The sequence below is a fragment of the Sphingobium sp. AS12 genome (assembly GCF_019097845.1).
Classification (GTDB): domain Bacteria; phylum Pseudomonadota; class Alphaproteobacteria; order Sphingomonadales; family Sphingomonadaceae; genus Sphingobium.
Genome location: NZ_JAHRGM010000001.1, coordinates 578,819 through 591,703, shown reverse-complemented (window position 1 = coordinate 591,703; position 12,885 = coordinate 578,819). Strand labels below are relative to the sequence as shown.

Below are 12,885 nucleotides of genomic sequence, written 5' to 3'. Positions count from 1 at the left end.
GGCGGCGATTTACGCCCGAATGAGCAGGACGTCCACAATCGGTTTTTTCCCCGTCCAGCGCGTCGCGGCGCGGCGCACGGCCAGGCGGATCCGTTCGCGCACTGCCTCTTCCTCATGCGATCCCTTGGCAATCACATCAGCCGCATCGTCGGCCGCTTCGGCCAGGAAGTCCGCCTTATCCTCTTCCACCGGAACGCCCTGCGTCCGCAGCGTCGGTCGGCCAAGCAGCCGTCCCTTGGCATCGAGCGCCACGGCAACGCTGATCTGGCCATGCAGCCCGAGCTTGCGCCGCTCGTTCATCGTCGCCCCCTCGGCAGGCAGGATGACGTCGCCATCCAGCACCAGCCGCCCGACTTCCTGACGCCCGATGATCGTCGGCTTGCCCGGTGCCAATCGCAGCAAATCGCCATTGGACTGCACCACAGCGTTCGGGATGCCAGTCGCCAGCCCCAGCCGCGCCTGTTCGGCCATATGCCGCCGTTCGCCATGGACCGGCAGCAATATTTCCGGCCGGATCCAGCGATACATGGCTTCCAGTTCAGGACGCCCCGGATGGCCGGACACATGGACCTCGGCCTGCCGATCCGTGACCATCACGACATTCTTCGCCGCCAGCGCATTCTGGATGCGGCCGATGGCGATTTCATTGCCGGGAATCTGCTTGGACGAAAAGACGACGAGATCGCCCTCGGTCAGTTTGATCGGATGGCTGTCGAAGGCGATGCGCGCCAGCGCGGCGCGCGCCTCCCCTTGCCCGCCGGTGGCGATGATCATCACCTCGTCACGGGGTAGCTTCATCGCCTCGTCCCAGTCGACCGTCGGCGGGAAGCCCTTGAGATAGCCGCTAGCCTTGGCCATGCCGATGATGCGGTCGAGCGAACGGCCCGCGACGCACACCTTGCGCCCCATCGCCGCTGCCACTTCGCCGAGCGTCTGGACGCGCGCGGCATTGGACGCAAAGGTGGTGACCAGCACCCGACCCGTGGCCCCTTCGATCGTTTGCATCAGCCCTTCGCGGACATCGCCTTCGGACCCGCTGGCCTTGTCATTGAACACATTGGTGCTGTCGCACACCAGTGCCAGCACGCCCTGATCGCCCACTGCGGTCAGTTCCGCCGGGGTCGATGGCACGCCGAGCAATGGCTGATCGTCGAGCTTCCAGTCACCGGTATGGAAAATGCGGCCATGCGGTGTGTCGATCACCAGCGCATTGCCCTCAGGGATCGAGTGGGCCAGCGGCATGTAGCGGAAACCGAACGGGCCAAGCTCAAAGCTGCCCTCGTTAGGAATGACGTGGAGCTTGACCTCCTTGGTCAGCCCCTCCTCCTCCAGCTTCAGGCGGATGAGGCCCGCGGTAAAGGGCGTGGCGTAAAGCGGCACGCCAAGGTCCGCGGCCAGATAGGGGATCGCGCCGATATGATCCTCATGCCCGTGGGTCAGCACGATGCCGAGCAGATCCTTGCGCCGTTCCTCGATAAAGCTCAGGTCCGGCAGAACCAGTTCGATGCCCGGATAATTGGGATCGCCAAAGGTCATGCCGAGATCGACCATCACCCATTTGCCCTGGCAACCGTATAAATTGACGTTCATGCCAATCTCGCCCGACCCGCCTAGGGCCAGGAAGAGCAGCTCATCCTTGGGTTTCATTACGCTTGTAAACTCCGTTCGTGCATCAGCGCGAGGCCCTGAACCGTCAGGTCCGGCGCGATCGCATCGAAAATATCGCTGTTATCATTGAAGAGGACCGCTAGGCCCCCCGTCGAAATCACTCTAGTCGGGCGGCCAATTTCGGCCCTCATCCGGGCGACCAGCCCCTCCATCATGGCTACATAGCCCCAAAAGACGCCGATGTGCATCTGCGCTTCGGTCGTCCGGCCAATGACCGATCGATTTTCCGGCGGGGCGATGGCGATCTTGGGGAGTTTCGCCGCCGCCGCAACCAGCGCATCGAGCGACAGGTTGATGCCCGGCGCGATGATCCCGCCCTTATAAGCACCGCTATAATCCACCACGTCAAACGTCGTCGCGGTGCCGAAATCGATGACGATCAGGTCGCCTGCATAAAGATGGTGCGCGGCGATGGCGTTTACAACCCGGTCAGCCCCCACCGATCCTGGCTCCGCCACGTCCAGTTCTATGCCCCAGTCGACCGGTGCCTGCCCGGCGATCAACGCCGTCGTCCCGAAATATTTTTCGGCCAGCACCTGCAGATTGTGCAACGCGCGCGGCACCACGGTCGCGATGATGACTGCACCAACGTCGGCGATCTTATAGCCTTCCAGCATCAGCAACTGGTTGAGCCACACCGCATATTCGTCCGCCGTGCGGCGCGGATCAGTCGCAATCCGCCAGCGCGCGCGGATGGTCCGCCCTTCGAGCAGCGCGAAAACCACATTGGTGTTGCCCGCGTCGATCGCGAGAAGCATGGCCGGTCCTTGGTTCAGGTGAGAAATATGTCACCGGCGTGAATGGCACGGCTCTGCCCGTTCGCCAAGCGCAGGATCAACATGCCCTGCCGATCGAGCGTATCGAACAGGCCGTCAACTGTCTCGCCATCGGGTTGCGCCACCCGCATCGGCGCCCCGGTCGGGTGGGCGTTGAGCAGCCAGTGGGTCCGCACCGGGTCCAGCCCCTGAGCCCGCCAGATCGAAAGCCAATGCGCAAAAAGCTGCGCCAGCCGTTCCAGCAGCGCCCCCGCCTGCGCATCGGTGGCGCCCTGCGCTAGCAGGCTGGTTACCGGACGGTCGAGATTGCGGGGATGATCGGCGACATTGATGCCGATACCGACAACGATCGCATCGCCCGCGCGCTCCAGCAGGATGCCCGCAATCTTCGCGCCATCGAGCAGAACGTCGTTGGGCCATTTGATCTGCGCCTGCCCCTTGCAAAGCGGCGCGACCAGCGCATGAACCGCATTGGCGGCGACCAGCGCCAGCGTGTGCGGCAGGGGATCACCGGCCCGCAGCCGGATCAACGTAGAACAATGGAGATTGCCAACCGGGCTTTCCCAACTGCGGCCCATCCGCCCCTTGCCGCCCGTCTGACGCCCGGCGCGTAGCCAGCTGCCATCGGGCGCGCCCTGCTCCGCCAATGCCAGCATGTCGGCATTGGTGGACCCGGTCTCGGCAACGAAGCGAATGGTCAGAACAGGGACGCCGCAGCGGCGGCGCTCGCCTGATCCAGCACAGGATTGAGCAGATAGCCCAGCACGATGACGACGGCGCAAGCAGTCAGGATGACATTTTCCACTGCCCCGCCCTTCGCCTCATAGGCGCCGGTCGGCTCGTCGAAATAGATCGTCTTGATGATCTTGAGATAATAGAAAGCGCCAATCACCGACGCCGCGATGCCGAACGCCGCCAGCGCGGTCAGGCCGGACGCAACGGCAGCATCGAACACCAGGAACTTGGCCCAGAAGCCAAAGAGCGGCGGAATACCAGCCATCGAGAACATGAATACCGCGAACCCTGCGGCCAGACCTTTACGAGATTGCGACAGGCCCGCCAGGCTGGCGATCGTCTCGACCGGCTTGCCATCCGCATCGCGCATCTGGAGAATACAGGCGAAGGCACCAATCGTCATGACGACATAGATCGCCATATAGCTCATCGTTGCGGCGACACCGGCAGGCGTGCCTGCGGCAAGGCCGATCAGCGCGAAGCCGACATTGTTGATCGACGAATAGGCCATCAGCCGCTTGATATTGGTCTGGCCGATCGCCGCGACCGCGCCGAACAGGATGGAGGCAAGCGCAACGAAGATCACGATCTGCTGCCAGTCCAGCCCCGCAGGACCCAGCGCCTCGATAGCGACGCGAACCGTCAGGCCCATCGCCGCAACCTTGGGCGCACTGGCGAAGAAGGTGGTGACCGGCGTCGGCGCGCCTTCATAGACGTCGGGCGTCCACATATGAAACGGCACGGCGCTGATCTTGAAGGCAAGGCCCGCCAGCACGAACACCAGCCCGAACAATTCGCCCTTGCCCACGCCATCGCCCAGCGCGACGGCGATGCCGTCAAAGGCGGTGCTGCCGGTGAAGCCGTAAAGCAGCGAGATGCCGTAAAGCAGGATGCCGCTGGCCAGCGATCCCAGCACGAAATATTTAAGGCCGGCTTCGGACGAACGCCCGTCCTGCCGCATGAAGCTGGCGAGAACATAGGAGGCGAGGCTGTTCATTTCTAAGCCGACATAGAGCGTCAGCATGTCGCCCGCCGACACCATCATGCCCATGCCGATGGCGGCGAACAGGATCAGGATCGGATATTCGGGCCGCAGCGCGCTGTCGGTCGAAAAGAAGCGTGGTGCGAGCAGGATCGCTGCCGCAGCCGCCGCGTAGATCAACGCCTTGGCATAGACGGAGAAGGCATCGGCGCGAACCAGACCGTCGAATGCGTCAGGGCCGTGCGCCAGCGAGCAGGACAAAGCCACGCCCGCGACGATCAGTGTCAGCACCGACAGCGTATTGACCAGCCGTACGGTGCCGTCGCCGCCAAAAGCAGCCACTAACATCAGGATCAGGCCACCAGCCGTCAATATGAGTTCCGGCAGAACGGCCAGAAGGGAAGCGGAGTCGATCATCAGTGCGCCTCCCCGTGCGCAGGGGCTTCTTCGTGATGGGCTTCTTCATGCGCTTCACCCGCAGGCTTGGGCGCACCCATCTTGATCTTGGAGTCTCCCGCCGGAGCGGCAGGCGCGAGGCGGGCTTCGAGAGCGAGAATATCCGGGCGCATCGGCTTGAGGAAGCTTTCGGGATAGACCCCCATCCACAGCACAACAGCGGCAATCGGTGCCAGCAGCCAGATTTCGCGCCCCGACAGGTCGGGCATCGCGGCGGCATCGGCATTGACCTGCTCACCATAGCAGATGCGGCGATAGAGGTAGAGCATGTAGGCCGCGCCCAGGATGATGCCCGTGGTGCAGACCAGCGCCACCCAGGTGGATGCCTGATAAATACCCATCAGCGCCAGAAATTCGCCGACGAAGTTGGACGTGCCGGGCAGGCCGACCGACGCCATGGTGAAGAACAGGAACAGCATGGCATAGCGCGGCATGTTGATCGACAGGCCACCATAGCGCGCAATCTCGCGGGTATGCAGGCGATCATAGATCACGCCGACACACAGGAACAGCGCGCCCGCGACCAGACCATGGCCCAGCATCACCATCATCGCGCCTTCGATGCCCGCCTGGTTGAAGGCGAACAGGCCGACCGTGACGATCGCCATATGCGCGACCGACGAATAGGCGATCAGCTTCTTCATGTCCGACTGCACGAGCGCGACCAGCGAGGTGTAGACCACCGCGACCATCGACAGGCCCCAGACCAGAGGCGCGAGTTGCGCCGAGGCTTCGGGGAACATCGGCAGGGAGAAGCGGATGAAGCCATAGCCACCCATCTTCAGCAGCACGCCCGCCAGGATGACAGACCCCGCGGTCGGTGCCTGAACGTGCGCGTCAGGCAACCATGTGTGGACCGGCCACATCGGCATCTTGACCGCGAAGCTGGCGAAGAAGGCCAGGAACAACCAGGTCTGGACATGGGGATCGAAATTATAGGCCATCAGCACGGGGATTTCGGTCGTCCCGGCCTCATGCACCATCCACATCATCGCGATCAGCATCAGGACCGATCCGAACAATGTGTAGAGGAAGAATTTATAGCTGGCGTAGATACGGTCCGCGCCACCCCAGATGCCGATGATCAGATACATCGGGATCAGGCCGGCTTCGAACATGATGTAGAAAAGGTAGAGATCCTGCGCCGTAAAGACGCCGATCATCAGCACCTCCATGAACAGGAAGGCCGCCATATATTCGCCGACGCGCTTTTCGATCGCGTTCCAGCTCGCGCCGATGCAGATCGGCATCAGGAACACGGTCAGCGCGATCAGCATCAGCGCGATGCCGTCGATACCCAGCGCCCAGGCGAATTTGCCGAAGATCGGCGCATATTCCTGAAACTGCCACTGTGCGCCGCCGCCCGACTGGTCGAAATTCGCCCACAGGGCCATGCCCAGCACGAAATCGACCAGAGTGGCGATCAGGGCGATCCAGCGCGCGCTGTTCGCGCCCACGAACAGACAGGCGATGGCCCCCGCCATCGGCACTGCCATCATCAGGGAAAGGATGGGGAAGCCGTCCATTATCGTGTCATCGCCCAGGTTGCGGCAGCGGCGAGGCCAATCAGCATCACCAGCGCGTAGGTGTAGAGGTAGCCGGACTGGAGCCGACGGGTCACTTTATTGCCCTGCACGACCAAAGCCGCCAGACCATTGGGTCCGAACCGGTCGATGAAACCGACGTCACCGAACTTCCAGAAGAAGCGGCCGATGGCGAAGGCTGGCTTGACGAACAGCACGTTATACAGCTCGTCAAAATACCATTTGTTGAGCAGGAACGTGTATAGACCAGTGAAGGTCGCGACGAAGCGCTGCGGCCAGTCGGTATTCTTGATATAGGCGAGCCAGGCGATCAGCAGCCCGGTCAGCATCACCGTGAACGGCGCGAACTTGACCCATGTTGGCACTTCATGCGCGGCGTGCATCAAATGGCTGTCGAATGACAATGCGCCCTTCCAGAATTCGATACCGCCTTCGGCACCGATAAACTGGTCGTGGAACAGGAAACCGGCAAACACCGCGCCAAGGCTCAGCACGATCAGCGGCACCAGCATGACCCACGGGCTTTCATGCGGATGATAACCGCCGGTCCCGGTGACGGGCGCGTGATGATGGTCGTCATGCGCATGATCGTCATGATGATCATCATGACCATGCGCATCATGCAGCGCGTGCTGGATATGCTCCGACGCGGCCCAGCGAGCTTTGCCGAAGAAGGTCAGGAACACCAGCCGCCACGAATAGAAGCTGGTGAGCAAAGCGGCAAAGATACCGACCAGAAACGCGCCGGTCCCCGCCCCGCCAGCGGCATAGGCCGCTTCGAGGATACCGTCCTTGGAATAGAAGCCCGCAAAGCCGACGCCGACCAGCGGCAGGCCAACGCCCGTGATGGCCAGCGTCCCCAGCGTCATCGTCCAGAAGGTGATCGGGATTTCTTTCCGCAGCGCGCCATAACAGCGCATATCCTGCTCATGGTGCATCGCATGGATGACCGAACCGGCCCCCAGGAACAGCAAAGCCTTGAAAAAGGCGTGGGTGAACAGGTGGAACATCGCCGCGCCATAGGCGCCGACCCCCGCGGCGAAGAACATATAGCCCAGCTGCGAGCAGGTTGAATAAGCGATGACGCGCTTGATGTCGGTCTGCACCGTGCCAACGGTCGCCGCGAACAGGCAGGTCGCAGCGCCGACATAGGTCACCACGGTCAGCGCCGTTGCCGACGTTTCGAACATCGGCGACAGGCGGCACACCATGAACACGCCCGCCGTGACCATGGTCGCGGCGTGGATCAGCGCCGACACAGGCGTCGGCCCTTCCATCGCGTCCGGCAACCAGGTGTGGAGGCCAAGCTGCGCCGACTTGCCCATGGCACCCACGAACAGCAGCAAACACAGCACCGTCATCGTATCGAAGCGATGGCCCAGGAATCCAATGGTCGATCCCGTCATCGACGGGGCCATTTCCAATATTTCGGGGATGGAGATGGTATTGAACACCAGATAGGTGCCGAAAATCCCCATCATGAAGCCAAGGTCGCCCACGCGATTGACAACGAACGCCTTGATCGCAGCGGCATTGGCCGATGGCTTGCGGAACCAGAAACCGATGAGCAGGTAAGAGGCAAGGCCCACCCCTTCCCAACCGAAGAACATCTGGAGCAGATTGTTCGCGGTCACGAGCATCAGCATCGCAAAGGTGAAGAGCGAGAGATAGGCGAAGAAGCGCGGCTGATCTGGCTCCTCATCCATATAGCCCCAGCTATAGAGGTGGACGAGGCTGGACACGCTGGTGATGACCACCAGCATGACCGCCGTCATCGCATCGACCCGCAGCGCCCATTGCGCGTCGAAGCTGCCCGACTGGATCCAGGTAAACAGCGGCGTGACATGCGCTTCCGCGCTGCCCGTCAGGAAGCTGATGAAGATCGGCCAGCTCAGCGCGCAGGAAATGAACAGCGCGCCGGTGGTGAGGATCTTGGCGGGCAGCTTGCCCAGCGCCTTGTTGCCAAGGCCCGCAATGGCAGCGGCCAGCAGCGGAAGAAGAACGATAAGCTGGATCATGAGTTCAGGCTCAGCCCTTCATCCGGTTGACATCGTCGACGGCGATGGTGCCGCGACCACGGAAGTAAATGACGAGGATGGCAAGCCCGATGGCCGCCTCACCCGCCGCGACGGTCAGCACGAACATGCTGAACACCTGCCCCACCAGATCGCCCAGAAAGGCGCTGAAGGCGACAAGGTTGATGTTCACGCTGAGCAAAATCAGCTCGATCGCCATCAGAATGATGATGACATTCTTGCGGTTGATGAAGATGCCCAGCACCCCCATCACGAACAGGATGGCGCTGACCACCATATAATGTTGAAGGCCGATCACAGCTCCACCCCCTGCCCGACGGGCTGATTGATATTGCGGACCGCATCCTGCGGACGGCGGCGATTCTGCTTGGCGATAGTCTGGCCCTTCACCCCGCCCCGCGCCCGATGGGTCAGGACGATCGCACCGATCATCGCGACCAGCAGGACGATGCCCGCCGCCTCGAACAGGAAGATGTAGCGGGTATAAAGCAGCGTACCGATCGCCTTGATGTTCGACACCTCCGGCGCAGTCGGCGCGGCGCGCTGCGCCAGTTCGATGGGGCCAGCGCTCCACAGGCCGATGCCCAGTACGATCTCGGCCAACAGCACAAAAGCGATCAGCAGGCCAAAAGGCAGGTAGCTGACGAAACCCGCGCGCAATTCGGCAAAGTCGATGTCGAGCATCATGACGACGAACAGGAACAGCACCGCGACCGCGCCGACATAGACGATGACGAGCAGCATCGCGATGAACTCAGCGCCCAGCAGGATCATCAGACCCGCCGCGTTGAAGAAGGCCAGGATCAGCCACAACACCGAATGGACCGGGTTGCGCGACAGGATCGTCAGCGCACCGCTGGACACCACCAGGATCGCGAACAGGTAAAAGGCGAGAACATGGATCATTGGTCCCAAAGACCCCCCAGCATCCGTTCGCCCTGAGCTTGTCGAAGGGCCGCTCTTCTTGAACAGAAGGACAAGGCTTCGACAGGCTCAGCCCGAACGGGGTATGTGTAAATCACGGCGCGCATTACCGATAAGGCGCATCGGCGGCAAGGTTCGCGGCGATCGCGCGTTCCCACTTGTCACCATTTTCAAGAAGCTTTGCCTTGTCGTAGATCAGCTCCTCGCGGGTTTCGGTCGCAAACTCGAAATTCGGGCCTTCCACCACCGCGTCCACCGGGCAGGCTTCCTGGCAGAAACCGCAATAGATGCACTTGGTCATGTCGATGTCGTAGCGCGTCGTGCGGCGGCTGCCATCCTCGCGCGGCTGCGCCTCGATGGTGATCGCCTGCGCCGGACATACGGCCTCGCACAACTTGCACGCGATGCAGCGCTCTTCCCCGTTGGGATAGCGGCGCAGCGCATGTTCGCCCCGGAACCGCGGCGAAATCGGGTTCTTCTCGTAAGGGTAGTTGATCGTCGCCTTGGGCTTGAAAAAATATTTCAAGGTCAGCCAGTGCGCCTTCACAAACTCCCAGAGGGTGAAGCTTTTGACGTAATATCCGAGGCTCATTGTGCGCCTCCATAGCGCGTCAGCATGAGGAAGCCCGACACCAGAAAGACGAAGAAGAGCGAGGTGGGCAGAAAAATCTTCCAGCCCAGCCGCATCAGCTGGTCATATCGGTAGCGGGGCACCGTCGCCTTTACCCAGGAAAAGACGAAGAAGAAGAAGAGGATCTTGGCGAACAGCCAGAGGATGCCCGGCACATAATAGAGCGGCGCCCAGTCGACCGGGGGCAGATAGCCGCCCCAGAACAGGATCGCATTCAATGCGCACATCAGGATGACGTTGGCATATTCGCCCAGCCAGTAGAGCGCGAAGGCCATGGACGAATATTCGGTCTGGTAGCCCGCGACCAGTTCGCTTTCCGCTTCGGTCAGATCGAACGGCGCGCGCGCGGTTTCGGCCATGGCGGAGATCAGGAACATGATCGCCATCGGGAAGAGCAGCGGATTAAAGCCATTGCCGTTCAGAAAGCCATAATAACCCTTCTGGCTTTCCACGATCGCGGTCAGGTTGAAGCTGCCTGCCCACAGCACGACGCAGATCAGGATGAAGCCGATCGAGACTTCATAGCTGATCATCTGCGCGGATGCGCGGATCGCGGAATAGAATGGATATTTGGAATTGGACGCCCAGCCCGCCAGCACGATGCCGTACACGCCCAGCGACGAGATGGCGAGAATGTAGAGCAGCCCGACATTGATGTCCGCCAGCACCACGCCGACGTCGAATGGCACCACCGCCCAGGCCAGCAGCGCCACCGTGAAGGTGATGATCGGCGCGATGATGAACAGCGCCTTGTTCGCCGCCGACGGGATGATCGTTTCCTGCAGGAACACCTTGGCCCCGTCCGCAAAGGACTGGAGCAGGCCGAAGGGACCAACCACGTTCGGCCCGCGCCGCAGCGCCATCGCGGCCCAGATCTTGCGATCGGCATAGATGATCATCGCGACGGCCAGCATAAGCGGCAGGGCGATCACGAGGATGCCGATGATGGTCGAGAGGAACCAGGCACCTGCAAAGGGCAGGCCCAGATTTTGGAAGAAAGCGGTCACTTGCTAAATTCCCCAACCGTCATGCCAGCGAAGGCTGGCATCCCACTTTTCTTGGCAGCGTGGGAAGGAAGAGATATCCCAGCCTTCACTGGGATGACGAAAGTTGCGATGACCCGACTCATTCCGCCGCCTCCGCAAATTCAACCCCATGGACTAGTTCGGCCGAGCATTGCTGCATCGTCGGGCTGGCGCGGCAGACGGCGTTGGTCAGGTAGAAATCCTTGATCGGCGAAGCCAGTTCGCCGGTCGCGCCGGTGGGCAAGGATGGGATCGACCAGCCATAATCGGCCAGACCCTCGACACCCAATGCAGGCACCGCCTTGATCATTTCAGCGCGCAGTTGCTCGAAATTGTCGAACGGCAGCGTCGCGCCCATCACTTCGGACAGAGCGCGCAGGATCGACCAGTCCTCACGGGCATCGCCCGGCGCGAACACGGCTTTTTCGCCCCGCTGCACCCGGCCTTCCAGATTGACATAGGTGCCAGCCTTTTCGGCATAGCTGGCCCCCGGCAGGATCACGTCCGCCGCGTGCGCGCCCTTGTCGCCATGATGGCCGACATAGACTTTGAAGCTGTCAGAGAAGGCGGCATAATCGACCTCATCCGCGCCCAGCGCAAACAGCAGCTTTGGCTTGACCGCCGCCACAGCCTTGATCCCGCCAGCCGTGGCATAGCCGAGCATCAACCCGCCCATCCGCGCCGCCGCAAAATGCAGAACGTTGTAACCGTTCCAGCCGTCCTTGATCAGGCCCAGCGTCTCGACCAGCGCCAGCGTGTCGCCATGCGCGCCGTCCTTGGCCAGCACACCGCCACCCACGATCATCGCGGGCCGCGCGGCCTTGCCAAACGCCTCGATCACTGCGTCGGGCAGCTTGCCCAGCAGCGACGCATCATTGCCCAGCCACTCGACCTTGTAGGTCAGGTCAAACTCAGGCCCGATGCCAAAAACCTTGGCACCCTTCTTGATCGCCTTGCGCAGCCGCGTGTTCACCAGCGGCGCTTCCCAGCGCAAATTGGTGCCGACTAGCAAGATGACGTCGGCGGTTTCCAGATCGGCGAGCGGCGTGTTGAACACCACCGACGACAGGCTCGACACGTCATAGGCAAGGCCGGTCTGACGCCCTTCGAGCATCGTCCCGCCCAGTTTCTCGACCAGCGCCTTGCCGGCAAACATCGTCTCGCAATCGAGCAGGTCGCCCGCGATAGCGGCAACGCTGCCGCCATGCTGAACCGCCGCGATGGCTGCAAAAGCCTCCGCCCAGGTCGCCGGGACCAGCTTGCCGTCCCGCCGCACATAAGGCTTGTCGAGCCGCTTGCGCACCAGACCATCGACATTGTGCCGGGTCTTGTCTGACGCCCATTCCTCGTTCACGTCATCATTGATGCGCGGCACCGCGCGCAGCACCTGACGGCCCCGGCTGTCGAGACGGATGTTGGTGCCAACGGCATCCATCACGTCGATCGCATGGGTCTTTTTCAGCTCCCAGGGTCGCGCTTCGAACGCATAAGGCTTGGCGGTCAGCGCACCGACCGGGCAAAGATCGACCACATTGCCCGACAGCTCGCTCTTGGCGGCATGTTCCAGATAGGTGGTGATCTGCATATTTTCGCCGCGATAGATGGCGCCGATTTCCGGCACACCCGCGACTTCCTCGGCAAAGCGCACGCAACGGGTGCATTGAATGCAGCGGGTCATGACCGTCTTGACGATCGGACCCATATTCTTCTCGGTCACCGCGCGCTTATTTTCGTCATAGCGCGACGCGCCGCGGCCGTAGGCGACCGACTGGTCCTGCAAATCGCATTCGCCACCCTGGTCGCAAATCGGGCAATCGAGCGGATGGTTGATGAGGAGAAACTCCATCACCCCTTCGCGCGCCTTCTTGACCATTTCGCTGTCGGTGCGGATCTCCTGCCCCTCGGCAGCGGGCAGCGCGCACGACGCCTGCGGCTTGGGCGGTCCGGGCTTCACCTCGACCAGGCACATGCGGCAATTGCCCGCAATGGACAGCCGCTCATGATAACAAAAGCGCGGAATTTCCTTCCCCGCCAGCTCACACGCCTGCAGGACGGTGGCGCCCGCCGGAACGTCCAATTCTACGCCGTCAACTTTGACCTTGGGCATG

Annotated in this window: 11 protein-coding genes; all 11 read right to left on the bottom strand. The window is 61.9% G+C overall.

Going from position 1 to position 12,885, the window contains the following annotated elements; all coding sequences use genetic code 11:
* Nucleotides 1-9: 9 nt before the first annotated feature.
* Entirely contained in the window at nt 10-1,647 is a 1,638-nt protein-coding gene (locus tag KRZ98_RS02980; RefSeq protein ID WP_217672159.1) for a ribonuclease J, read from the bottom strand.
* Nucleotides 1,647-2,426, bottom strand: coding sequence for a type III pantothenate kinase (locus tag KRZ98_RS02975; protein ID WP_217672158.1), 780 nt, complete (start codon nt 2,424-2,426; stop codon nt 1,647-1,649). The genes KRZ98_RS02980 and KRZ98_RS02975 overlap by 1 nt, the downstream gene beginning before the upstream one ends.
* Before the next feature lie 14 nt (nt 2,427-2,440).
* Complete coding sequence (locus tag KRZ98_RS02970) at nt 2,441-3,145, bottom strand: biotin--[acetyl-CoA-carboxylase] ligase (RefSeq protein ID WP_217672414.1); 705 nt, start codon at nt 3,143-3,145, stop codon at nt 2,441-2,443.
* On the bottom strand, nt 3,142-4,578 hold the full coding sequence (gene nuoN / locus KRZ98_RS02965; RefSeq protein WP_217672157.1) for an NADH-quinone oxidoreductase subunit NuoN: 1,437 nt from the start codon (nt 4,576-4,578) through the stop codon (nt 3,142-3,144). Before nuoN ends, KRZ98_RS02970 begins: the two co-directional genes overlap by 4 nt.
* On the bottom strand, nt 4,578-6,143 hold the full coding sequence (locus KRZ98_RS02960; RefSeq protein WP_217672156.1) for an NADH-quinone oxidoreductase subunit M: 1,566 nt from the start codon (nt 6,141-6,143) through the stop codon (nt 4,578-4,580). The genes nuoN and KRZ98_RS02960 overlap by 1 nt, the downstream gene beginning before the upstream one ends.
* A complete protein-coding gene (gene nuoL, locus KRZ98_RS02955) occupies nt 6,143-8,179 on the bottom strand; it encodes an NADH-quinone oxidoreductase subunit L (RefSeq protein ID WP_217672155.1) in 2,037 nt (678 codons plus the stop codon). Before nuoL ends, KRZ98_RS02960 begins: the two co-directional genes overlap by 1 nt.
* A 10-nt stretch (nt 8,180-8,189) precedes the next feature.
* Entirely contained in the window at nt 8,190-8,495 is a 306-nt protein-coding gene (gene nuoK / locus KRZ98_RS02950) for an NADH-quinone oxidoreductase subunit NuoK (RefSeq protein ID WP_004211745.1), read from the bottom strand.
* Nucleotides 8,492-9,103: an NADH-quinone oxidoreductase subunit J gene (locus KRZ98_RS02945; protein WP_217672154.1), complete on the bottom strand. Its 612-nt coding sequence runs from the start codon at nt 9,101-9,103 to the stop codon at nt 8,492-8,494. The genes nuoK and KRZ98_RS02945 overlap by 4 nt, the downstream gene beginning before the upstream one ends.
* Nucleotides 9,104-9,227: 124 nt before the next feature.
* On the bottom strand, nt 9,228-9,713 hold the full coding sequence (gene nuoI / locus KRZ98_RS02940; protein ID WP_017184597.1) for an NADH-quinone oxidoreductase subunit NuoI: 486 nt from the start codon (nt 9,711-9,713) through the stop codon (nt 9,228-9,230).
* Nucleotides 9,710-10,759, bottom strand: coding sequence for an NADH-quinone oxidoreductase subunit NuoH (gene nuoH / locus KRZ98_RS02935; protein ID WP_217672153.1), 1,050 nt, complete (start codon nt 10,757-10,759; stop codon nt 9,710-9,712). Before nuoH ends, nuoI begins: the two co-directional genes overlap by 4 nt.
* A gap of 118 nt (nt 10,760-10,877) precedes the next feature.
* Nucleotides 10,878-12,884 carry an NADH-quinone oxidoreductase subunit NuoG gene (gene nuoG, locus KRZ98_RS02930; RefSeq protein ID WP_217672152.1) on the bottom strand — a complete coding sequence of 669 codons (2,007 nt, stop codon included), beginning with the start codon at nt 12,882-12,884 and terminating at the stop codon, nt 10,878-10,880.
* Nucleotide 12,885: the final 1 nt, after the last annotated feature.